Raw genomic sequence first — 20,432 nt, 5'->3', positions numbered from 1 at the left:
CCGGACAGCTTCCTCGACCAGGCGTCCGCGCTCGACCAGCTGACGGCCAAGCAGGCCGAGTCGCTGCAGAAGATCCAGGCGAAGCAGCGCACCCTAGCGCAGCAGCGCAAGGAGGCGCAGGCCAAGCTCAACGACCTCGCCGAAGTCCGCACGACGCTCGGCACGAACAAGCAGAAGTTCCAGAGCAAGCTCGCCGACGCCCAGAAGCTGCTCAACACCCTGACTACCGCTGAGCGCGCCAAGATGGCCAAGGAGGAGCAGCGAACCAGCCGCGCCGCCGGTGACCGGGTCGACCTCGGCAACGAGGTCCCGGCATCCGCGCTCGGCGCCGCCGCACTCCAGGCCGCCGACACCCGGATCGGCAAGCCGTATGTCCGCACCGCCACGGGCCCCGACTCCTTCGACTGCTCGGGCCTGACCCAGTGGGCCTACGCCCAGGCCGGTGCCCAGATAACCCGCACCACATACACCCAGATAAACCAGGGCACCCGTATCGCACGAAGCCAGCTGAAGCCGGGCGACCTGGTCTTCTTCAGCAACACCTCGCACGTGGGTCTGTACGCGGGGAACAACACCGTGCTGCACGCCCCGTACCCGGGCGCCTACGTCCGCTACGAGTCGATGAACACCATCGGCTCCTACCAGGCCGCGGTGCGCATCTGATCACGCCCTGACGGGGGTGCGCCCTCTCGTGGCATGCGCAAGACGTCGTCACCGGTGTACGGATGAGGCGAGCATCGGCAGCGAGAGGGTATCGGCCAGTGCCTGCTGACCGGAGATGTTCGCGTGGATTCCGTCCCCGGTGTCGTAGGGCGGGTTGATGGCGTTCGGCTTCAATGGGTCCTTGAGCACCTGGTCGAAGCCCATGATGCCGTCGCAGGTTCCGCTGCAGTTGTTCCACTTCGAGACGAACGAGTTGATGGTGTAGCGAATTCTGTTGTGCTCATCGGTATAGCTCGGGCGCGGGGTCACCGGAGTGACGTACACCTTGATCCCGGCAGCGTGCAGACGTCGGAAGGTATCGCGGTAGCTCGCCAGTACCTGCTGGGCGTCGCATCCGGCGGGCAGGTCGTTGGTGCCGTAGTAGTAGAGGACCGCGGTGACTCCGTGAAGGGCCAGGACGTCTCTCTGCAGGCGTGACCGCGCGTCCAGTCCGCGCAAGGGTTCAGCGAGCTTCGGGCAGTCGGCGGCGCTGGTGGTGCCGTTGACGCCGGCGTTGGCTACTGCGAGCTGGCGTGTGGGGGGCAGTTCCGTGGTGATCCGCCGGGCGAGGTCGTCGGTCCATCGGCGGTTGTTCCCGAGTTGTGTGCAGCCGGGGCCGCAGTCGGTGGATCCGACCCCGTCGACCACGGAGCTCCCGTAGGCGACGAGGCTTCCCTTCAACCGCGGGTTGTGTACGTCCACGGCGGTGACCAGGTAGGTGGACTCGGTCGTCTCCGTGTAGGCGGCGGCGCTCGTGTCGTGGGTGTGGTCGCCGGTGCCGGGTTCGGTCAGGTAGTTGGTGCGGAAGGCGGTCTGGTGCCGGCCCGGGACGACGGTGCCGGAGATGGACAGGGAGACCGCGACGTCGCCCTGGGCGCGGGTCGTCAGAGTGGTGGCGTCACTCCAGAGCTCGCCGCCGGCAGGGATGACGGCTTCATGCCGGCCGGCGAAGGTGACGGGGCGGGGGCGCCCTTGTGTCGCAGCGCTCTTTCCGTCCGTGGGTCCCACAGTGGCGGCGTCCACGGTGAGGGGGGTCGTGCCGAACGTGTTCTGGATCCGGATGCGCACTGCGTCACCTCCCTGGCTGAGGTGAGTGATCATGCGAACGGTCTGATCCCGCAACGGGGTTGGGGCGAGGTCGTGCTGTGGGCCGGCCCAGGACGTGAACCAGTCCCGCGCGCCGGGTCGTTGTCCGGATGCCGTGTCACCCGCGGCGTTCGTCGTCGAGACCGAGACGGCCAGGGCTGCCGCTATCGAGGTGGTGGCCAAGGCGATCGAGATGCGTCTGGTGAGCGGCAAACGGCGGCCGCGGACTCTGACGAGGAGTGAATTGATCAAGGACTTGCCTTTCCGTGAGGAGAAGGGAAGGGGGTTCCGTGCTGTGTGGCCTGTGGTCCCACAGCACGGAGACGCCCCCGATGTCGGCGGCGCACACCACGGACTCCGCTTCACCCGTCCGCCCGGCTGCGCTCCGACGGGAGACGCCGTAGCCCTCCGGTCGAGCGGCCCCGCCCATACCCGAGGGTGCGGGCAGCCGCATGCCGGTGTCGGCCGCGGCAGCGAGGGCTTCACGTGCCGTCATGCGCGTCGGGCCTCCTGCGCCTGCCTCGTCCGCCTCGCGGTCTCACTCACGGAGAGCCCGCTTCATGATCTTGCCGAGCTCGTTGCGAGGGAGCTGGGTCAGGTAGCGCACGGTCCGCGGCCGCTTGTGCGGGGCGAGCTGAGCAGCCACATGGTCGGCCAACTCGTCTTTGTCCGGACTGTGTTGGGGGTCCGCCGGGACGATCCAGGCCACGATCCGCTCGCCGAGGTCGGCGTCCGGCTCGCCTGTCACAGCCACGTCCCTCACACCGGGGTAATCCATCAGCGCGTTCTCGATCTCACCCGCACCGATCTTGTAGCCGCCGCTCTTGATGAGATCGGTCGCTTTACGGCCGACGATCCGGACGTAACCGTCCCGGTCGCGGATCGCCATGTCTCCGGTGCGGAACCAGCCGTCCTCGGTGAAAGCCTCAGCTGTGGCTTCGGGACGGTTGAGATACTCGGTGAAGAGGTTCGGGCCACGCACCTGGATCTCACCGACGGCGTCCGGCCCCGAGCCGACTGGTACGTCCGCCTCGTCGACGAGCCGCAACTCGACGCCGCGCAAGGGCACTCCGACGGCCCCGGCCCGAGGCTCACCGTCCACGCGCACACTGGTGTTCATCAGGGTTTCCGTCATCCCGTACCGCTCGATGACGGACCGGCCCGTCGCCGCCGCGATTCGTTCGTGGTCGCGCGCCGGAAGCGCGGCCGATCCCGACACGAGCAGGCGCGCACCGGACAGCGCCTCGGCGAGCGCAGCGTCACCGGGCCCAGCGGAGAGGGCATCGGCGATGCGGTGGTACATGGTCGGAACCCCGAAAAGCATCGTGGCTCCGGCGTTCAGCTCCCGTGCCACCCCTTCGGTAGTGAACCGGCCCAGGTGACGAACCGATCCCCCGCGTCGCAGCGGCCCGAGGATGCCGAGAACCAGCCCGTGCACGTGGAACAGGGGCAGCGCGTGCACCAGCACATCGTCGGCGTCCCATTTCCAGGCGTCCTGAAGCGCATCCAGCGTGCTGGTCAGGGCTCGTCGCGGCAGGACGGCACCCTTGGGCGGGCCGGTTGTACCGGAGGTGTAGACGATGAGTGCCGGGTGGTCGGGGCCGGGCTCGACGCGTGGCGCGCCCGCCGGTCCCCCGGCTGCGTCAATATCCCTACGAGGAAGTCCGTTCAGCACGGGAGGGAGTTCGTCACCTGCCGCAGCAAGGACCAGTGACGGCGCGCTGTCGGCCACTATGTGTGCCAGTTCGCGCCCGCCGATCCGCGGATTGAGCGGCACCGCGGGCACTCCGGCGAGGAGCGCCGCCACCACACCGACCGCGGTCTCCGGAGTCGGCGTGGCCCACACGGCGACTCGGCGGACCGCGCCCATGCTCGCGGCAAGGAAACCGGCCGACGCAGCGAGTTCGGCGTACGACAGGGTCCGGTCACCGAATTGCAGGGCGGGGCGCGAACCGCTCTCGGCCAGCGCGGGGAACAGTTCTGTGGGGGCGTTCACGCGTCGTACTCCAATCACCGGACCGGCAAGAGATCGAAAGCCGTAGCCAGGGTCAGCTGGGAGTCACCCGAATCCTGGCACCACCAGGACGAGCCAGGCCGCGGCGGGCACTACCGCGACGACGACCCCGCCGTACACCATCAACTGCCTGAAGAAGCGTTCTCGATCGACATCCGGCGCCGCGGCGAGAACGAGCGCGCCGTTGGTCGAGAAGGGGCTGACGTCCACCACGGTCGCCGACACCGCCAGCGCAGCGATCATTCCCACCGCCCCGATCTCTCCTTGTGCGAGGAACGGCACGGCCAGCGGGATCAGCGCGCCCATGATGCCGACCGACGAGGCGAACGCCGATACGATCGCGCCGATGTAGCACAGCAGCAGGGCAGCGAGCAGCGGCACTCCGATGCCTCCGACTCCCTCCCCGGCCCACTTGATCGTGCCCATCTCCTCGAGCACCCCGACATAGGTCAGTACGCCGCAGATGAGCAGCACGGTGGGCCAGGCGATCGCGCCGACCGCCTTGCGGCTGGTGTCCGGCCACACGGCGCTGATAAGCACAGCGAGCGTGATGGCGGTCAGACCCGCGTCCAGATCGAAGACGAGTACGGCGACGACCAGAGTGAGGAGCGCGAAAAGGGTTGCTGTGCGGGGCGCGTCGAGACGGGTGCTCCCCTCCTCCGCAGCAGGCCCGGATGAGTCGTCGTCACTCTCCGCCGTGCGGTGCCGGGCCAGCTTCAGGCCGCCGAACAGCACGAACACCACCCCGGCGATGAGCACGTTGGCGACCAGAGAGGCGAGGAACAGCGCGATCTCGTTGCCCGGCAGGTTCTCGCGCTCCACGATGCCGTTCACGATCGAGCCGTAGATGCTGATCGGGGAGAAGCCGCCGCCCTGCGCTCCGTGCACCACCATCGCGCCCATCAGAAGCGGGCTGATGCCGTAACGGGCGGCGAAGCTCAGAGCGATCGGTGCGACGATCGCCACCGCTGCCGGGCTGACCGCGCCGATCGCCGTCAGTGCCCCGGTGATCACGAACATCACCCAGGGGATGAGGGCGATACGCCCGCCGACCAGGCGTATGGACGCATGCACCAGCCAGTCCGTGGTGCCGTTTGCCCGGGCGATCGCGAACAAGTAGGTGACGCCTACCAGGACGACGAAAAGATCTCCGGGGAACCCGGCGAAGATGCCGTCCGCGTCCAGGTCGGCGGCCAGCTCGCCCACCGCGAATGCGGCAGCGAAGGCGAGCGCGCCCATATTGATCGAACGGGTGGTGGCGATCGCGAAGACCGCCACGAGTACAAGGATGGAGATGAGTTCCGCGGACATTGCGGGCTCCCGTCCTGGGCTGACCCTATTGGTCTAGTGGATGAACCACTTCGCCTGTTGACGGCACTCAGAGTCGAGGTACGGGCAACAGCCGTCAAGGGGGGACGCAAGAATTGGTTCAGCCTCCGGACCACTGGGCGCTGCTAGGCTGCCGATGCCAAGAGGGCGCGGGGGCCCTCCGGAACAGGGGCAGGGGATGTCCGACGCACTGCGGCCTATGGGGCGTACACGACTGTACGAGCAGGTACTCGACCGGCTGCGCTCGTATGCCGCCGAGAGCGGTCTGGTGGCTGGAGACAGGCTGCCGCCGGAGCGCGACCTCGCTCAGCGCCTGGGAGTCTCCCGGGCTTCGGTGAAGCAGGCCATCGTCGTCCTCCAGGTGCAGGGGCTCGTCGAGGTGCGGCACGGAGGCGGCACCTATCTCCTCGGAAACGGGCTGGATGCCGAACCCGTCGAACGGCTCGTCGAACGCCGGCGCAGGCTGCCCGACGTACTGGAGGCACGCGAGGCGCTGGAGACGAAACTCGCCGAACTCGCGGCAGAGCGGCGCACCGAGCAGGACTTGACCGCGCTGAGAGCATCGCTCGCCCACATGGCCGCGGAGATCGCGGACGGCGGCCACGGCATCGAAGGCGACCGGCGCTTCCACGCCGCCGTGACGGCGGCCGCCCACAGCGCGTTGCTCGCCGAGTTCATGCAGGCCATCGCCGATCAGATCACCGAGAGCAGGCACGAGTCCCTCCGCCAGCCCCGCCGACCGGGCCGCTCCCTGAGCCAGCATCAGGTGATCCTCGATGCGATCGAGGAACAGCGCGGCAAGGCTGCGGCCGCGGCGATGCGGCGCCATGTCCGGACCGTCGCGAAGGTGAGGCTCCTGGACTGGAACCCCGAACCGGACGCCACCGACGGGACATCGTGAACCGTGCCCGCTGAGGCCCAGGCCCTGCTCCTGTGAGCGTTGCGGGGAGGGGCGTGCTGCGCGCGGAGCTGTCGGGTGCAGGAGTGGCCGAGACAGCGGGAGGGCAAGGACGCGGAACGATCGCGCGTGGCCCCACAACGGGGCTCGTCGAGCTTTCGACGTCCGCAGCCAGGGCGTTTCTCCCGGATCACCTCGCTCCCACCGTCGTGCCGGTCAGAACCGTCTGACAGCATGCGCCTTGCGGACATTCACGGTAGTGATCGCCAGGGTGAGGGCTGATGGGGGACTGCTTCCAGACGATCGTCGACGTCGACGCGGTGCCCGAGGACGTGGAGACGCTCGCGTCCAGGGCGGTGGCGTGGCTGGTCGACGAGAAGATCGTGCTCGCTGAGCAGACGTACGAGATGCTCGGCAGGCCGGTGTACTCGCCGGGGCGGCGGTGGGACGACGTCACAGAGTGGCCGGGCCATGGAACCGATGGGCTCGCTGTCATCCGGGGCCGGACCGTGTTCTGGGGCAGCCTGGGCTCCTCCGGCGTCCCTGTCTGCCCGAACTGCTCGGCGCCGGCTGACGAAAGGTCCGGGCTGGAGGCCCTGGTCGCCTGGAACGGGACCGGCTCCACCGAGCTGCGATGCTCGGCATGCGGGCGTGGGGAACCGCTGCCCGAGTGGACGTGGCAGGACGACCGCTTCGCCTGCGGCCACCTCGGCTTCGAGATCTGGAACGCGGCCCGCCTACGCCCCGAGTTCGTCGCCGAACTCGGCCGAGCTCTCGGCCACCGCATACGGATGGTCAGCGGGAAGCTCTGATCTCAGTGGCGGGGCTGGTTCGGCGCTGGCTTGAGTCGACCGTGAATGCCCGACGGACACCTTCAGCGCTTGGCGCTGACCCGCTGGTTACCGCCCGCCCGCTGACTGATGGCCATCACGACGAGGCCGGCGGGCAGAAGCAAGCTTGCGGTCATGCTCCCCCACTGGCGAGCGGCGGTAGCGCTGAACGCCAGCAAGAAGAACGCTTGCATGCACAGAGCGAGAGCCACCACCAACTGGCCCCAGCCGAAAAGCCGAAGGCGGCGCACCGGCCGCCGGTATGTAGGCATCACCCAGCCTTTCGCAATCGCCGCTACGCCGGACGCGGCAATGAGCAGCGCCAGCAGGACAACGGGGATGGCGAGATAAAGCCTCATGCTCTTCACTCTCTGCACGCCGATGACGAATATCGGACACAATCGTGATCATGACATTCGCAGCACGGGCTTGTCCATGAGTTGGCGTGTCGGTCAGTTGCCCGGCGTCGGGCTCTGTGCCCAGTCACCGCTTGGCTGTTCGCCGGTGGCGGTCGCGGCCATCAACGAATGGCCGTGAAGCGGCGTCACAGTGACTCGGGAACCCGCTCGAGCCAGGGGTTCACCCTGGACACGATCGTATCGAGCCACAGCTTCGCCCAGGTCAATGCCTATCCGAGGCGTGTATCGGAAGTGGCCCAGAGGGCTCATGCAGCGTCTGCCACGTGTCATGTGATCCTGACGTTATGACTGATCAACGCGGGGTCGCTATCGTCCGCCGGCCGGGCCGAGCCCTTTCCGCCGAGGACGGGCTGTCCGGGTTGTTGGCGGCTTACCATCTGAGGACGGAGGCTGAGAAGGGCGAGGCCGTCGCCGACGTGGACGGGTTGCCTGACCGCTACCGGGCAGAAATCTCGGACCCGCGGACCGCGTTCGTCGACGATGTCGTGCTGCTGTCCCTGATCGGGGACACCGTCGTGGGGTGCCTGGTGGTGACCGCCCCCGACGGTGGACGGTCGGAGATCAAGCGGCTCTGGACGGACCCGGCGTTCCGGGGCCGGGGCCTCGCGTCCGGCCTGCTCGGCGTCGCGCTTGCGCATGCTGCGGAAAGCGGCGTGAGCGGTGTGCGGCTGTCGGTGTGGAAATGGCGGACGGGGGCCATCGCCCTTTACGAACGTCTCGGCTTCACCGTCACCGAGTCATGGGATGAACGGGACCAACTGGTGTGCATGCAGCGCGCAGTGTGACACCGACGGCCCAGGCATTCCTCGCCCTCGGACGGCTCGACCCACAAGTCCACACGTCGGCCTGACGCTCCATCAGGCCCTGGGCCCGCTGAAGGGCTGGACCACACCTGCACCACCTGCTGCCGCCCGCTGCCCGCAGAACCTGACGAAGCACTGCGAGGCCTTCTCTTTCGGATCACTCTCACGGGCGTCCGATAGGTTGCCTGACATGACTGGACTCGGCCCCGTCACCTGGCCGCATGCTCCGATAAGAACCGAACGGCTCGTGCTCCGGGAGTCCGAGGCCCGAGACCGTGCGGCGTTCATCGAACTGTTCGCATCGCCAGAGGTGGGCATCCATCTCGGTGGCCCTCGACCACGTCCGGAGCTCGAACGCGTGGTGCCTGAGGTGCCCGGGCGGCGCCCTGGCCTTTTCGTGATCGATCTCGACGGAGTGATGATCGGTATGATCACGCTCGATCGGCGCGACACAGAGCGTCCGGGTCACGTCCGTCCGGATGCCGGGGAGGCCGAGCTCGGTTACATGTTCCTGCCGGAAGCGTGGGGACACGGGTACGCCGCCGAGGCGTGCGCAGCGGCACTCGACTGGTTCGCCGACGCACTTCCCGGCGAGCCGGTGGGGCTCTGCACCCAGAGCGCCAACGGCCGCGCGATGCGCCTCGCGGCGAAGCTGGGGTTCACCGAGGTGGAGCGGTTCGAGGAATACGGCGCCGAGCAGTGGTTCGGTGTGTGGTCCTCGGTCACGCCGTCCGGTTGAGCTGCAGCATGATGCAGAAGGCCTGGGCTGGGCACGCGGACGCCGGGGTCGGTGCCCGACAGTCCGAAATGGAGATCCTTGCGCACGCAGCGCCCCTGGAGTGCGGCTCATGGAATCCGATCCGGCCACAGGTGCGTCGGCTGTGCTCCGACCCTCGAACTGGGCTGCGCCAGCGCAGGGCGCACTCCGCTCTCCGCTACTAAACTTGATTGGGTGATGTCGGGCGTGCGGCTCATCGTGCTCCGCAAGCCTTGCTCGACGGTGTGACCGTGTGTCCGGGCGGTCGGAATCCGGTTCGTTGCAGGGCGCCGGGACCGTTAGGGTCAGCCGGATGAGTGATCTTCAGCCTGTCGTTTGGCTACTTACCGGCATGCCCGGCTCGGGTAAGACCACCTTCGCGAAGGCGTTGGCACGAGACGGTGTCGTCCGTCTCTCAGTGGATGACCAAATGACAGCTCGGCATGGACGGATCGGCAAGGACCACGCCGAGCACGAACACCTCGCGCTTCAGGCTCCCGTGATTGAGGACGTTCAGCGGCAGCTTGTCGCGCTCCTACAGGAAAGCCGTTCGGTAGTGCTGGATCACGGTCTGGGCACCCGCGCGGTCAGGGACGACTACAAGCAGTTGGTCACGGAGCATGGCGCCAGGTGGCGGCTCGTCCACTTCCAGGCTGATCACGATGAGTTGTTGCTGCGACTGGCCAAGCGAAACAACGAAACGGAACACGGCGTGATTTCGCCAGAGACGCTGGCCTGGATCGCCGAGCACTCCGAAGCCCCTGTGGGCGAGGGTGAAGAGCCCCCAATACTTCCAACCTCAGCCTGACAAAGATCCCTGGCTGAGATGCTTCTCGGTCACGCAGGTCCAGGTCACGGTCGACAGCCAGGCCAGATCAGGTGTCCAGCGCCAGGCCGGCGCCGACAAGGCAGCCGTCGATGAGGTGCGGCCGGTACTGGATCTTCTTGAGGTTGCGTTTCACAGCGGTGGCGAGTTGGTCGAGGTTCGCGGCGGCGAGGTTGCCGATCGTCCGTTTCACCAGGGACCAGATGCCTTCCTGCGGGTTGAGGTCAGGTGCGTAGGACGGGAAATGGAAGACGGTCAGCCAGTCCTCGTTCGCGGTGATGAAGTCCTTCATCTGCGGCATGAGATGGGTGCGCAGGTTGTCCCAGATCAGGACGATGGGGCCTTTGAGCTGGTTGTGCGCCCGCACGATGAGGTCGCGGTAGTCCTGCCAGGTGAAGCCCTTGGGTTCGCCCTTTCGGCCCCGGTGGACGCGGAAGCTGTAGATCAGCCGGGAGCGGTCTCCGGGGCGGAAGCAGACCATTCCCGCCATCGAAACCCGTCCCGAACCCCGTCCCCGGACGCGGACTACCGGAGTCCGGCCGACCCGGCCCCAAGACCTCGCGCGTGGCGGCCTCAGCGACTGGCCGGCCTCGTCCTCGCAGACGATCCAGGCTCCGCGGGCCGCCGCCGTGCTTTTACCTGCGGCCATACCTCCTTCTTCCACAACTCCACTGCTTCGTCGTCACGTTCGATTGCCCTGCGGGCCGGCTGCTGCCAGGACCAGCCATGACGCTTCAGCAGCCGCCATGTCCCCTCCACCGTGTAGCCGACGTGGAACAACCGCCCGATCAACGTCTTCACCCGCGCCAGCGTCCACCGCTGATCCGCCCACCCATGAGCAAGCGGACCACGCTCCAACTCACGCTCGAGCCACGTTATTTGTACGGCGGACAGCCTCGGGCGACCTGGTGAGCCCTTCGACCGGACACCCTCCTCGCCAGACTCCCGCCACTGACGGCGCCAGCGCTCCACCGACCGTTCACTGACCCGCAGCGCGGCCGCGATCTCCTTGCTCTTCGCGTCGCCCTCGAAACGACCGACTGCCTCCAGCCGGACCCGCTCCCTCGCGGCTCTCCTGGCGTCCGTCGAACCGCCGCCCTGCGCGTATTGCACACCACACAACTACCGACCCGACTCGGCCCTGTCAGGCGAACAGCCCGACATCACCCAATCAAGTTCAGTAGCCACTCGAAGCGGACTCTTCTCCCTGCGCCGGCCGACCCGGGTCCTCGGTCATGAACTCCGCGACCAGCCCCGCCGGATTGGCGTCCGAGGTCAGCTCGAACATCGCGTCCGGGTCGAACATGTCGTAAAGGATCACCGGGACCGGCCGTCCCAGCACCTTCGTGATCCGCCCGCTCTCGTGGAGGTGCCGAGCCGCTCCGACGCACACCTCGTAGAACCACTCGACGAGTCGCTCATCGCGGTCACCCGGCTCGTCGTCGTCCTCGTACCAGAGCCCTCGGAATTCCGCCCCCCGCCGGTGCGTTTCCGCACCGTCCGGATCACGCCCGACGGTCCTTACACCTTCAAGCCCAGTCTGCGGGAAGAACGCATAACTCCAGCGCGCTTCCCAGGAATCCGATGCCGCATCGGCTTGTTCCGCGACGTGGGCCTCGGTCGTGTAGCCGATCGCCACGTACGGAAACCGCGGATCCTGATCGACGCTGTCGATCCGGAACGTCACCGCGTAGATCCCGCCGTCTGCCGGAAACTCCCCGATGATGTCGCTCGCGATCCGCTCCACATGTTCCCGGAACATCATATGGCCTCCTCCTCAATCAGGTCGAAGATCATGAGCTGTCAGGTGAGCTGTCAGGCTCACGGTCCGTTCCGATTCTCGCCCGAGGTCCTACGCCGCAGATCCTGCGGATGGGCAGGAGGCTGAGACCGGTGGGCGTCACGAGCTCCCGCGCTCCACTGCGTATACGCCGCCACGGCTCGGCAGTGGTCTTGCCGCACCGCCGCGATCTTGGCCCGCGCCCGCAACACAGAGTGCCCATTGCTGCCTCGGCGGTCGGCGTACGGCAGATCAACGTGTCGGAGCCTGCTGCTTTTCGCGGTAGAGATCGATGGCGAGAGCGACTGCGGCGTGAGTGGCCGGGTGGGCGTCCTGGCGGCGCCAGATGAGGTGGACCGGCACGGGAGCGGCATCGCGCAGGGGGCGGTAGGTGATGCCGTCACGGCGGTACTGGGCCGCGGTGGCCTGGGGAGTGACGCCGACGCAGCGGCCGGTGGCGATGGCTGCGAGCCAGTCGTCGATGTCGTGGGTGTACTCCACGCCGGGCTGTGCGGTGTCGGACCACAGATTCATGGTGGTCGTGCCCGTTCGGCGGTCGATGGCGAGGGCGCGAGTGGCGATTTCATCCAAGCGGACGCTGCGGCGGCGAGCCCACGGATCGTCGGAGGCCAGGGCGACGACACGTCGTTCGTTGCCGATGAGCGCATGCGACCAGGGCTTGAGATCGAGTGGGGCACGGATGACAGCGAGGTCGCACAGCCCTTCGGCGAGCCCGCCGGTGGGGGCGTTGTGGCGGATGAGCCGGAGTTCGGTCTCGGGGTGGCTGTGGTGCCAGCGGCGTTGGAACTCGGTGGTGTGGCGGCCGAAGGCGGACCAGGCGTGGCCGATGTGCAGGCGGGCATGGCCCGCGGCCGCTTCGGTGACGAGCTCCTCGGCGCCGGAGAGCAGAAGCCGGGCACGGGCGAGAACCTGTACCCCGGCGGGGGTGGGGGCGACCGCTCGGCTGGTGCGGTACAGCAGGCGCACCCCGAGGATCTCTTCCAGGGCGAGCAGGTTGCGGGAGACAGCGGCCTGCGAAACGCCCAGCTCAAGTCCGGCGTCGGTGAAGCTGCCGGTGTCGATGATGGCAGCCAGGCAGCGCAGGTGCTTCAGCTCCATCCCTGCGGGGTTTCCGCGGCGCGTATCCATACGCTCAGCGTATCGGTAGTGGCATGGATGCATTTTGCGCATGCCGGTGGAGCCCGCACGGTGAGCACATGGTGCTGAGAACCTCACAGGATGCCGTCGGGCGAGTTCCCGCCGCCGCGGACGGCGACCCACCCGGTCGGGGAGCAAGCCACCTCGGAGGGATGGTGCTGATGGTGGGCAGCGGGCTGTCCAACCAGGTCGGGGCATCTGTGGCGGCACTGGCCTTCCCGGTGATCGGCCCGGTGGGGGTTGTCGCGGTCCGCCAGTGGGTAGCCGCTGGAGTGCTGTGGGCGGTCGGCAGGCCGCGCCTGCGGTCGTTCAGCGCAGCACAGTGGCGGCCGGTGCTGGGGCTGGCCCTGGTGTTCGCCGCGATGAACCTGTCCCTGTACACGGCGATCGATCGCATAGGGCTCGGGCTGGCTGTCACTCTGGAGTTCCTCGGTCCGCTGACGGTGGCACTGGCCGGATCCCGCCGCCGGACCGACGCCCTGTGCGCAGTGGCGGCAGCAGCCGCGGTCGCCGTGCTCGCCCGCCCTTCTCCTTCCACCGACTACCTCGGCATCGGCCTGGCGCTGCTCGCCGCGGTGTGCTGGGGCTGCTACATCCTGCTCAACCGCACCGTCGGCCGTCGCCTGCCCGGTCTGGAGGGCTCGGCAGCGGCTGCGGCCGTCTCGGGCGCGCTCTACATCCCCATCGGCGCCCTCGTGCTCTGGCAGCATCCCCCTACCCCTGCTGCTCTCGCCTGCGCGCTTGCTGCCGGAGTCCTGTCCTCGGCTGTGCCGTTCCTTGCCGATCTGCTCGCACTACGGCGTGTCCCGGCGCACTTCTTCGGCGTATTCATGAGTGTCAACCCGGTCTTCGCCGCCGTCGTGGGTCTTGTCGTGCTGGACCAGCATCTCGACTCAGCCGCCTGGGCCGCGATTCTCGTGATCGTCGGCGCGAACACCGTCGCCCTCACGGCGGCCTCCCCCACCACGAAGATCAGACGTGCCACGTGACGCTCGGGATCATGCACGGCGGTACCCTTCGGCGCGCTCGGCGCGTGCCTCCTGCTGCGCCCTCTCCCCGCCCGGAACGAGGCCTACGGGTACGGCGTAGCCATCGCCTACCTGGAGGCCTCCGGTGAACAGGTGGACACGGATTACGAGCTGTGGCGCGCCCTGAACGAAGACGTCCGCGCCCTGCGCCTGGACTCGTACGGCATCGCCGAGCGCCTGCGGTCGTTGCGCACAGAGCTGTGAGGGGCCGTGCGATGACGTTCACGCCGCTCCCGGCCTGATCCCCTGGAGACGAACAGGCCCACAAATATCCGGGTGCCGGCCAGGCCGGGTTGAGGCATGCTGCAGCGGTGTACGAGAGCCATATGACAGTGCTGTGCGACGGGCAGAAGCTGCACGGACTGGAGCAGTGGGCAGAGCACCGCAGCGGTGTGAAGTTCACGCACATCGAGCTGGCCCGGGGGCGGACCGCCTCGCAACCGATGCTGACGTTGCGTGGGACGCGGGCGTCCTTCCGCGAGGAGGTCGCCGCCGTGCGGAAGGTCGTGGAGACCCTCGCGGAAGACGGATTCGTCGTGGCGCGGGTGAAGGTCGAGTGTGTGCCATGGGCAACGGAGGTGCCTCAGACCGACGCCGACGTACCGGCAGCGGCTTACGAGCGCTATTTCGAGCACCATGTGAAGCTCCTGCTCGACCCGTCGTACACCACTGAAGCCTTGGTCGCTCTGGCTGTACGACACGGGGCCCATGTCTCGTGGAACGCACGGAGGCGGCGCGCGGACGGTGGGGAGGAGCGGTTTGTCACGCAGCGCTGCCACGGGGTTGGGGCAGGGCGTGCAGAGTCGGCATTGCATGCGCTGCTCTCGGAGTTGAGGGCGTACGAGGTGGTCGAAGTAGAGCGGGAGTACGTGCTGCTGGACAGTGGTGCGGGGCTCGACGAGGGGTGGTTGGAGCCGGTATGAGCGCGGAATACGACGCGGGAGCGAGCGCTGTCGGCGGGCAGGGCGGGCACGCGCCGGCTGTGGTGAGGTCCGCCCACGCGCGTTCGACAGCCAAGGTGCCCCGGACACTGCTGCGGGTGATCGATGCCGAGGCGAGGCAGAAGGAGGTTTTCGATCCGGCGCTCAAACAGTTCCCGTACGCCTTCCGCGCCTCCGATCCTGCTTTCCCCTCACCTGAGGCAACGCGTGTCTGGCAGACCGCCCGTTCAGAGGCGCTTGCAGCTGTACGGGACGGGGTGGCCGCCTCGCGGTGGGCACGGTCCCTGGTGCTGCGGGGCAGTGTGCTGATGGCCTTGTGGTTCGGTGAGCAGGCACGGGAGCCGGGCGATCTGGACTTCGTGGTCGTTCCCCCGTCGTGGCGGATGGAGGAGGAGCAGACCTCGGCGCTGCTGGCCGGTGTCGCGGCGGCCGCCGAGGCCCAGGCTGCCGCTCACCCGGACGGCGTTCGGATCGACGCAGCGGGGGCCGTGTGCGAGGAGATCTGGACCTACGAGCGGGTGCCCGGACGCCGAATGATGCTGCCCTGGCGCGCCCCTGGCACACCGGGCGGCTGGGTGCAGCTGGACTTCGTCTTCGGCGAGCCTCTCCCGGACCCACCGGAGCGGATCCAACTGCCTTCCGGCGGGCTGGCTCAAGGGGCGACCCCCGCACTGTCACTGGCGTGGAAGGTGATGTGGCTGGTCAACGACGGCTGGTCGCAGGGCAAGGACCTCTACGACGCCGTCCTGCTGGCCGAACGGTACGCGCTGCCGAACGCCTTGCTCCAGAAGGTGTTCCAGCTGGCCGGCGAGTGGCCCGTACTCGGGCGGAAGCAGGTACTGGGTGAGGACGTGGCCGACGCCCTGCGCTACGTCGAGTGGCATCACTTCGCCGACGAGTACCCGCAGTTCGCAGGACGCGAAAGGGAATTCACCGCGCGTCTTCAGGCGGCGCTGACATCGACGTTTGCCGACGACCCCGCGCCCGGGAATGCCGGCTGATCAGGGGGCGGCTGTCCTGCCCGGCGGCGGATCGGGGGCCCGTCCGACCGCGGGCCAGGCCTGAAAGGCGGCTGGGCCCGGGCGCGCCGGTCAGGGAGCGGGAACGGGGCCGCCAGGCCGGAACCGCTCCACCCCGACGACGTGTCGCACCTTGATCGGGCGCACGATCACCGCCACCCGCTGCTCCCCCGGCATGGTCCACTCGAACCGCTCGCTGCCCAGGTACTTCCGGGCCAAGCGATCCATCCGGTCGTGCGCCTCCTCGCCCTCGATGAAGCGGACCACCTCGCCACTGATCTGCACGCGGTCGAAGGGATCGGCGGCGTCCGCGTGCGAGAGGTATACGCGGGGGTCACGGCGCAGGTTCTCCTCCTTCACCCGGCCCACCGAGGTGTTGAACGAGAGCTCGCCCTCCCCCTCCAGATCGACCCACATCGGGCTGACCTGCGGCGCTCCGTCGGCAAACACGGTGCCGACGTACCAGATATGAGGGGCTTGCAGTCGCGCGCGGACGGCTTCGTCGAAGATCGCAGTCATCTTTGGAGGCTACCAACCACGATCGGCAGGACGACTCAGGGGATCCGGGAATGGCGACGGCCGCGCCGAACGTTTGGTGCCGCCGGTCGCAGGCGGCCGGCTGGGCCTTTCGCAACGACGCAGACGGCGGTGGCGGCGATCGGGACGCTGGCGCAGACGCGAATGAACATGCACCCCATGTCCGTCAAACGTCTGTTTATCGCGTCTTGATTTCCGGGACCTACGATCACCCGGCCGGACATGACGAACCAAGACTGTTGCCTGACGGTGCAAAAGCCGAGCAAAGAGGGGGACGACATGCTCCGCATTCACTTCAATGACGCGGATCTGGCGAGAACCAGGATCGCTGCCGCGCCTGATCCGGTCTGGGAGATCGCCGCGAGTCTGCACCGATTACAGTCGCGGCACGGGCGGTGGGCCTACGCCGAGTGGTACCGCACAGGGCGGCAACAACTGCGGGAGAAGGGGCTCGAGCGTGTCCTGCGGAGCGTTCTGCTGCCTCTGTATCCGAGAGCCGCGTACTTCCCGGACTTCCTGACACCCGCCGACGCCGTGGGCGATCTGGCCATGGGAATGGAATCGATTGTGGCCACCCCTCCGCAACGGGTCCTCGATGAAATGGCCATCCTCGACCGGACTGTGGGAGCCCCGTTGTGGGCCGGGCGTCTGGCCCGGCTGGAGGCGCGCAGGGAGTTCGTGGGGATGCTGCGCGCGTACTATGACGCGGTCGTCGCCCCGTACGCGGAACAGACGCAGGCCCGGATCGAGGCGGAGCGGGCGGCACGCTGCCGTGGTCTCCTGGACGGCGGGGTCGAGGGCATGCTCTCGGGTCTCGGGCCCATGCTGCGCTGGTCTCCCCCTGTCCTGGAGGTCAGTTATCCCAAGCAGGCCGCCGACCGGGATCTGTATCTGGACGGCCGGGGGCTCACGCTCGTCCCCTCGCACTTCAACTGGGGCGAACCCGTCGCCTTCGCCAATCCGCAACTGCCGCCCGTGCTCTGGTACTCGCTGCTCCACGAACCGAGCGCGGTGGATGCCCCGCACAGCGGCGACAGGCCCTTGATCGCCCTCCTCGGGCGCGCTCGCGCGGTGGCTCTGCGCGCCGCGGCCACCGGCGCCACGACCACTGAGATCGCCCGTGCTGCCGGGGTCTCGGCCTCCTCGGCCAGCCGTCACGCCACCGCGTTGCGCGACGCGGCCCTCATCACCACCGTCAGGAACGGCCCGGCCGTGCTGCACACCCTTACGCCGGCGGGGGCATCGCTGCTCCGGGCGGGCACAAGGAAACCGGGCTGAGGCCGGAATCTCGGGGAATTGTGCCACCGCAGACTCACTGCATGAAATGAGGTCCACCACCTCCCTGAACGACGTCGGACAGACGGTCAGTCAGGCCTGGAAGTTGCGGTCCTCGGTCGACGTGCCGGGAATGCCGAAGCCAACTGCGGCCTGCGGCGCCCAAAAGGCACGCGTGCCGATGTAGACGATGCCCGCGCCGATAGGTCCGGCCGGCACGTGGGCGACGTTGGTGAGCATGCGTTGTCTTCCCCTTCGCTCAGGAGCGTGCAGCGCCCAAGCGGTCTGTCCCCTGACTGCCGTTCAACGCGCTACTCGCCTGAGCTTCGCCCAGGGCGCCCAGTCGGAACTCCGGCCCAATGCGAACCCTAGGATGCGGTGTGGCCCTCCCCCGGCTGGTCGGCTCCGAGTTCGGTGGCACCGTCTTCCCAGCGTTTGCGCCGCTCGGTGATGGACTGCTCCCACCACGGAGTGCCGCGCTCGCCGAGCGCCACCTTTGCCGTTTGCACGCGGCTTCGGGCCAGTCCCTCGGCTGCCGTGTCCTCGTTCCGCCGCGAGGCGGCTACCGCGCGCCGGGCTGCCATGAGGTGCCGACGCAGATCGGCGGCGACATCCTCGGGAATCTCCGGGTCCGTCGCCCGCCATCGCCGACCCTTCACCACGATGTACCGGCCATCGGGTGTCCGCTCCGGCTGGGCAGGTGAATCCATGTGCCTCATGCTGCCCCACCCGGGCGCAGATTCCGCCCCGCTACACGGCAGCCCGCCCGGTTCGCCCCGGGCGACCGCCTCGTCGACGCGGGCGGCCAGGCATGGAGCCCGCAGTTCGACGGCGTAATGCACGCCTCGCGATCTGCCATCGGGCCGATCCGGCAGGGAGTGGCCTCCCACTTGCGCATCCGACTGACATCGCATGACGCCGGGTGACGCGACTTGGCACCATTCCGCGCCATCTGGCGCCATCCGGTGCCACCAGGCTCCGCTCCTCACCCCGAACACACGCGAGCACGCATGGCACCCGCATCCCCCATGGAAGTACCAGCGCATTTTCACAGGTCAGGTCATTGCGTCAGCGGCCGCCCCGGCAACACCGCCCTCACATCTTGCGCGTGGCGCCATCATGGTGCCATTATGGCGTCATGGACCTCACGCCGTATGTCGACACCCTCCGCCGCGAACTCGCGGTGGCTGCCGAAGTCGGCGGCCACGAAGCCCGCGAGCTGGCAGAGAGGCTCACCGCGCCCCTGGAGTCGGCGACCCGGCTGGCCATGCTCGGCGTGCTCTCCGCCGCGACGGACGAGATCACCCGCGAACTCGCCCCCGGCTCGGTCGACGTGCGGCTGCGCGGCCTCGACCCCGACTTCGTGGTGACACTCCCGCCCGCCGACGACGGCGCCTTCACGGAGCCGTCCGCATCCGTGGAACCGCTCAAGACCTCCGACCCTTCCGACGGCGACGAGGGCGGCACCGCCCGCGTCAACCTGCGCCTGCCGGCCCACCTGAAGGCCCGCGCCGAGGAGGCCGCAACCCGCGAGGGCCTGTCGGTCAACGCGTGGCTGGTGCGCGCCGTGTCGGCCGCGGTCGACGGCGGCACCCCGCCGCGTACGACGGAGAAGGCCCAGACCATCGGACAGAGCTTCACGGGCTGGGTGCGCTAGCCGCGCCCCGCCCCGCACCAATTCACCCACACCACGCCCCACCAGCGGGGACGCCCTGAGGACCCAGGAGAACGGGACAGCCATGCCCTCTTTCGACACTCCCGAACCGATCTCGGCCACGGCGCACGTGGAGGCAGGTTCCATTCAGTTCGCCGCGGGCGACCGTCTCGACACGGTCGTCGAGGTTCGACCCCGCGACCCGAAGAAGGACCTGGACGTTCGGACGGTCGACCAGACCGAGGTCACGTACGCGAGCGGCGTACTGACCGTCAGCACACCCAAGTCCAACCTGTTCGGCCTCGGCCGCACAGGCATCGTCGACATCACGGTCGAACTCCCCACGGGCTCGCACATCGACATGACCGGGGCGTGGGCCCAGGTGCTCGGGGAGGGCCGGCTCGGCAAGGTCCAGGTGAAGACCTCGTCCGGCGACGTCCGCCTCGACACCACCGGCCCCCTGCAGTTGAAGGCGTCACACGGATCGATCACCGTGGACCGAGTCGAGGGCACGGCCGAAATCACCACCAGCTCCGGCAGCTTGCGCGTCGGCCACGTCGACGGCCCCGCCGTCCTGAAGAACTCACACGGCACCACGACCGTTGAGGCCGTGGCCCGCGAGCTGCGAGTAAGCGGCGCCAACGGCGACATCGAAATCCGGCGCGCCGGGGACTCGGTCACCGCAACCACCGCCCACGGCACTCTGCGCTTGGGCGAAGTGGCCCGCGGAACCGTGCAGTTGGATACCGACTACGGCGCCATCGACATCGGCGTCCGCGAGGGCACGGACACATGGCTCCACGTCCACTCGGGCTCCGGGCAGGTACGAAACGCGCTCACCGCGTCCGAGACTCCGGAGAAGACCGAGGACACCGTCAAGATCCGCGCCCGCACCCGGCACGGCAACATCGACATCCGGCGCACCAAGGCCTGATCCCGTAGAGACGACCTCAACTCACCATCCCTCCGCCGCCACTTCAGCCTTCGAAGAGGAGAGCTTCATGTCCAGTTCTGTCATGCCCACATCCAGGCAGCACGACGGTCACCCGTCGCCCGTCGCTGTATCCACCGTCGGACTGCGCAAGTCCTATGGTGACAAGACCGTCCTCGACGGCATCGACCTGCGCATCCCGGCCGGGTCCGTCTTCGCACTGCTCGGCCCGAACGGCGCCGGCAAGACCACCGCCGTGAAGATCCTCTCCACGCTCATCTCCGCCGACGGCGGACAGGCACAGGTCGCCGGTCACGACATCTCCACGTCACCGGACGGGGTGCGGGCCGCGATCGGTGTCACCGGGCAGTTCTCCGCCGTCGACGGGCTGATCACCGGCGAGGAGAACATGCTCCTCATGGCCGACCTGCACCACCTGCCCAAG

24 protein-coding genes are annotated in these 20,432 nt (G+C 68.2%); 13 read left to right on the top strand and 11 right to left on the bottom strand.

Going from position 1 to position 20,432, the window contains the following annotated elements:
• The coding region (locus tag ACFWFI_RS25165) for a C40 family peptidase (RefSeq protein ID WP_387394258.1) at positions 1-663 on the top strand (663 nt) is incomplete at its 5' end.
• Between the two features lie 48 nt (positions 664-711).
• Here the strand turns inward: ACFWFI_RS25165 and ACFWFI_RS25160 are convergent.
• The 3 genes from ACFWFI_RS25160 to ACFWFI_RS25150 form a co-directional block, all read right to left on the bottom strand.
• A complete protein-coding gene (locus tag ACFWFI_RS25160) occupies positions 712-2,001 on the bottom strand; it encodes an SGNH/GDSL hydrolase family protein (protein ID WP_387394256.1) in 1,290 nt (429 codons plus the stop codon).
• A 325-nt stretch (positions 2,002-2,326) separates the two neighbouring features.
• A complete protein-coding gene (locus ACFWFI_RS25155) occupies positions 2,327-3,784 on the bottom strand; it encodes an acyl-CoA synthetase (protein WP_387394254.1) in 1,458 nt (485 codons plus the stop codon).
• Positions 3,785-3,847: 63 nt separating this feature from the next.
• Entirely contained in the window at positions 3,848-5,113 is a 1,266-nt protein-coding gene (locus ACFWFI_RS25150) for an SLC13 family permease (RefSeq protein ID WP_387394252.1), read from the bottom strand.
• Between the two features lie 196 nt (positions 5,114-5,309).
• Here ACFWFI_RS25150 and ACFWFI_RS25145 point away from each other — a divergent pair, with 196 nt between their 5' ends.
• Positions 5,310-6,032, top strand: coding sequence for a FadR/GntR family transcriptional regulator (locus tag ACFWFI_RS25145; protein ID WP_387394250.1), 723 nt, complete (start codon positions 5,310-5,312; stop codon positions 6,030-6,032).
• A gap of 278 nt (positions 6,033-6,310) precedes the next feature.
• Complete coding sequence (locus ACFWFI_RS25140) at positions 6,311-6,841, top strand: hypothetical protein (RefSeq protein WP_387394248.1); 531 nt, start codon at positions 6,311-6,313, stop codon at positions 6,839-6,841.
• 62 nt (positions 6,842-6,903) lie between these two features.
• On the opposite strand, the gene ACFWFI_RS25135 is transcribed toward ACFWFI_RS25140, so the two are convergent.
• Complete coding sequence (locus ACFWFI_RS25135; RefSeq protein ID WP_387394246.1) at positions 6,904-7,218, bottom strand: hypothetical protein; 315 nt, start codon at positions 7,216-7,218, stop codon at positions 6,904-6,906.
• A gap of 344 nt (positions 7,219-7,562) precedes the next feature.
• Here ACFWFI_RS25135 and ACFWFI_RS25130 point away from each other — a divergent pair, with 344 nt between their 5' ends.
• From ACFWFI_RS25130 to ACFWFI_RS25120, 3 genes are all read left to right on the top strand, one after another.
• Positions 7,563-8,063, top strand: a complete 501-nt coding sequence (locus tag ACFWFI_RS25130) for a GNAT family N-acetyltransferase (protein WP_387394244.1) — start codon at positions 7,563-7,565, stop codon at positions 8,061-8,063.
• 208 nt (positions 8,064-8,271) lie between these two features.
• Positions 8,272-8,820, top strand: a complete 549-nt coding sequence (locus tag ACFWFI_RS25125) for a GNAT family N-acetyltransferase (protein WP_387394242.1) — start codon at positions 8,272-8,274, stop codon at positions 8,818-8,820.
• Between the two features lie 331 nt (positions 8,821-9,151).
• Positions 9,152-9,646, top strand: coding sequence for a P-loop nucleotide/nucleoside kinase family protein (locus ACFWFI_RS25120; protein ID WP_387394240.1), 495 nt, complete (start codon positions 9,152-9,154; stop codon positions 9,644-9,646).
• A 67-nt stretch (positions 9,647-9,713) separates the two neighbouring features.
• On the opposite strand, the gene ACFWFI_RS25115 is transcribed toward ACFWFI_RS25120, so the two are convergent.
• The 4 genes from ACFWFI_RS25115 to ACFWFI_RS25100 form a co-directional block, all read right to left on the bottom strand.
• Positions 9,714-10,241 carry a transposase gene (locus ACFWFI_RS25115; RefSeq protein ID WP_387394264.1) on the bottom strand — a complete coding sequence of 176 codons (528 nt, stop codon included), beginning with the start codon at positions 10,239-10,241 and terminating at the stop codon, positions 9,714-9,716.
• Positions 10,238-10,777 carry a winged helix-turn-helix domain-containing protein gene (locus ACFWFI_RS25110; RefSeq protein WP_387394238.1) on the bottom strand — a complete coding sequence of 180 codons (540 nt, stop codon included), beginning with the start codon at positions 10,775-10,777 and terminating at the stop codon, positions 10,238-10,240. Before ACFWFI_RS25110 ends, ACFWFI_RS25115 begins: the two co-directional genes overlap by 4 nt.
• 64 nt (positions 10,778-10,841) lie before the next feature.
• Positions 10,842-11,429, bottom strand: coding sequence for a hypothetical protein (locus tag ACFWFI_RS25105; protein ID WP_387394236.1), 588 nt, complete (start codon positions 11,427-11,429; stop codon positions 10,842-10,844).
• Positions 11,430-11,696: 267 nt separating this feature from the next.
• The gene (locus ACFWFI_RS25100; protein ID WP_387394234.1) at positions 11,697-12,593 is read right to left on the bottom strand and encodes a LysR family transcriptional regulator; all 897 of its coding nucleotides are present in this window, start codon (positions 12,591-12,593) and stop codon (positions 11,697-11,699) included.
• 161 nt (positions 12,594-12,754) lie between these two features.
• Between ACFWFI_RS25100 and ACFWFI_RS25095 the strand changes: the two genes are divergently transcribed.
• The 3 genes from ACFWFI_RS25095 (at position 12,755) to ACFWFI_RS25085 (ending at position 15,572) form a co-directional block, all read left to right on the top strand.
• The gene (locus ACFWFI_RS25095) at positions 12,755-13,591 is read left to right on the top strand and encodes an EamA family transporter (protein ID WP_387394262.1); all 837 of its coding nucleotides are present in this window, start codon (positions 12,755-12,757) and stop codon (positions 13,589-13,591) included.
• Positions 13,592-13,941: 350 nt separating this feature from the next.
• Positions 13,942-14,553, top strand: a complete 612-nt coding sequence (locus ACFWFI_RS25090) for a hypothetical protein (protein WP_387394232.1) — start codon at positions 13,942-13,944, stop codon at positions 14,551-14,553.
• Positions 14,550-15,572, top strand: coding sequence for a nucleotidyl transferase AbiEii/AbiGii toxin family protein (locus ACFWFI_RS25085; protein ID WP_387394230.1), 1,023 nt, complete (start codon positions 14,550-14,552; stop codon positions 15,570-15,572). The genes ACFWFI_RS25090 and ACFWFI_RS25085 overlap by 4 nt, the downstream gene beginning before the upstream one ends.
• A gap of 90 nt (positions 15,573-15,662) precedes the next feature.
• On the opposite strand, the gene ACFWFI_RS25080 is transcribed toward ACFWFI_RS25085, so the two are convergent.
• Positions 15,663-16,109, bottom strand: coding sequence for a TIGR03618 family F420-dependent PPOX class oxidoreductase (locus ACFWFI_RS25080; RefSeq protein WP_387394228.1), 447 nt, complete (start codon positions 16,107-16,109; stop codon positions 15,663-15,665).
• 297 nt (positions 16,110-16,406) lie between these two features.
• Here ACFWFI_RS25080 and ACFWFI_RS25075 point away from each other — a divergent pair, with 297 nt between their 5' ends.
• The gene (locus tag ACFWFI_RS25075) at positions 16,407-17,405 is read left to right on the top strand and encodes an ArsR family transcriptional regulator (protein WP_387394226.1); all 999 of its coding nucleotides are present in this window, start codon (positions 16,407-16,409) and stop codon (positions 17,403-17,405) included.
• Between the two features lie 90 nt (positions 17,406-17,495).
• Here ACFWFI_RS25075 and ACFWFI_RS25070 read toward each other — a convergent pair whose 3' ends face one another.
• The gene (locus ACFWFI_RS25070) at positions 17,496-17,642 is read right to left on the bottom strand and encodes a hypothetical protein (RefSeq protein WP_387394225.1); all 147 of its coding nucleotides are present in this window, start codon (positions 17,640-17,642) and stop codon (positions 17,496-17,498) included.
• 128 nt (positions 17,643-17,770) lie between these two features.
• Complete coding sequence (locus ACFWFI_RS25065; protein WP_387394223.1) at positions 17,771-18,112, bottom strand: hypothetical protein; 342 nt, start codon at positions 18,110-18,112, stop codon at positions 17,771-17,773.
• 428 nt (positions 18,113-18,540) lie between these two features.
• On the opposite strand from ACFWFI_RS25065, the gene ACFWFI_RS25060 reads away from it, so the two are divergent.
• The 3 genes from ACFWFI_RS25060 to ACFWFI_RS25050 form a co-directional block, all read left to right on the top strand.
• Positions 18,541-19,059, top strand: a complete 519-nt coding sequence (locus ACFWFI_RS25060; protein WP_387394221.1) for a toxin-antitoxin system HicB family antitoxin — start codon at positions 18,541-18,543, stop codon at positions 19,057-19,059.
• Between the two features lie 82 nt (positions 19,060-19,141).
• Positions 19,142-19,990: a DUF4097 family beta strand repeat-containing protein gene (locus tag ACFWFI_RS25055; RefSeq protein ID WP_387394219.1), complete on the top strand. Its 849-nt coding sequence runs from the start codon at positions 19,142-19,144 to the stop codon at positions 19,988-19,990.
• 82 nt (positions 19,991-20,072) lie between these two features.
• Positions 20,073-20,432 (top strand): ATP-binding cassette domain-containing protein (locus ACFWFI_RS25050; protein ID WP_387394260.1); only part of this gene is annotated, 360 nt, incomplete at its 3' end.

This window comes from Streptomyces sp. NPDC060209 (assembly GCF_042728155.1).
In the GTDB taxonomy this organism is placed as follows: Bacteria; Actinomycetota; Actinomycetes; order Streptomycetales; family Streptomycetaceae; genus Streptomyces.
This window is presented reverse-complemented; position numbering and strand designations above follow the sequence as displayed.

What these genes read in the sequence shown, in the direction of transcription:
- ACFWFI_RS25065 (WP_387394223.1), bottom strand. Translation starts at nt 18,112, where the DNA reads ATGGATTCACCTGCCCAGCCGGAGCGGACACCCGATGGCCGGTACATC.
- ACFWFI_RS25085 (WP_387394230.1), top strand. Translation starts at nt 14,550, where the DNA reads ATGAGCGCGGAATACGACGCGGGAGCGAGCGCTGTCGGCGGGCAGGGC.
- ACFWFI_RS25130 (WP_387394244.1), top strand. Translation starts at nt 7,563, where the DNA reads ATGACTGATCAACGCGGGGTCGCTATCGTCCGCCGGCCGGGCCGAGCC.
- ACFWFI_RS25095 (WP_387394262.1), top strand. Translation starts at nt 12,755, where the DNA reads ATGGTGCTGATGGTGGGCAGCGGGCTGTCCAACCAGGTCGGGGCATCT.
- ACFWFI_RS25070 (WP_387394225.1), bottom strand. Translation starts at nt 17,642, where the DNA reads ATGCTCACCAACGTCGCCCACGTGCCGGCCGGACCTATCGGCGCGGGC.
- ACFWFI_RS25100 (WP_387394234.1), bottom strand. Translation starts at nt 12,593, where the DNA reads ATGGATACGCGCCGCGGAAACCCCGCAGGGATGGAGCTGAAGCACCTG.
- ACFWFI_RS25055 (WP_387394219.1), top strand. Translation starts at nt 19,142, where the DNA reads ATGCCCTCTTTCGACACTCCCGAACCGATCTCGGCCACGGCGCACGTG.
- ACFWFI_RS25150 (WP_387394252.1), bottom strand. Translation starts at nt 5,113, where the DNA reads ATGTCCGCGGAACTCATCTCCATCCTTGTACTCGTGGCGGTCTTCGCG.
- ACFWFI_RS25075 (WP_387394226.1), top strand. Translation starts at nt 16,407, where the DNA reads ATGCTCCGCATTCACTTCAATGACGCGGATCTGGCGAGAACCAGGATC.
- ACFWFI_RS25105 (WP_387394236.1), bottom strand. Translation starts at nt 11,429, where the DNA reads ATGATGTTCCGGGAACATGTGGAGCGGATCGCGAGCGACATCATCGGG.
- ACFWFI_RS25135 (WP_387394246.1), bottom strand. Translation starts at nt 7,218, where the DNA reads ATGAGGCTTTATCTCGCCATCCCCGTTGTCCTGCTGGCGCTGCTCATT.
- ACFWFI_RS25145 (WP_387394250.1), top strand. Translation starts at nt 5,310, where the DNA reads ATGTCCGACGCACTGCGGCCTATGGGGCGTACACGACTGTACGAGCAG.
- ACFWFI_RS25120 (WP_387394240.1), top strand. Translation starts at nt 9,152, where the DNA reads ATGAGTGATCTTCAGCCTGTCGTTTGGCTACTTACCGGCATGCCCGGC.
- ACFWFI_RS25060 (WP_387394221.1), top strand. Translation starts at nt 18,541, where the DNA reads ATGGACCTCACGCCGTATGTCGACACCCTCCGCCGCGAACTCGCGGTG.
- ACFWFI_RS25140 (WP_387394248.1), top strand. Translation starts at nt 6,311, where the DNA reads ATGGGGGACTGCTTCCAGACGATCGTCGACGTCGACGCGGTGCCCGAG.
- ACFWFI_RS25080 (WP_387394228.1), bottom strand. Translation starts at nt 16,109, where the DNA reads ATGACTGCGATCTTCGACGAAGCCGTCCGCGCGCGACTGCAAGCCCCT.
- ACFWFI_RS25125 (WP_387394242.1), top strand. Translation starts at nt 8,272, where the DNA reads ATGACTGGACTCGGCCCCGTCACCTGGCCGCATGCTCCGATAAGAACC.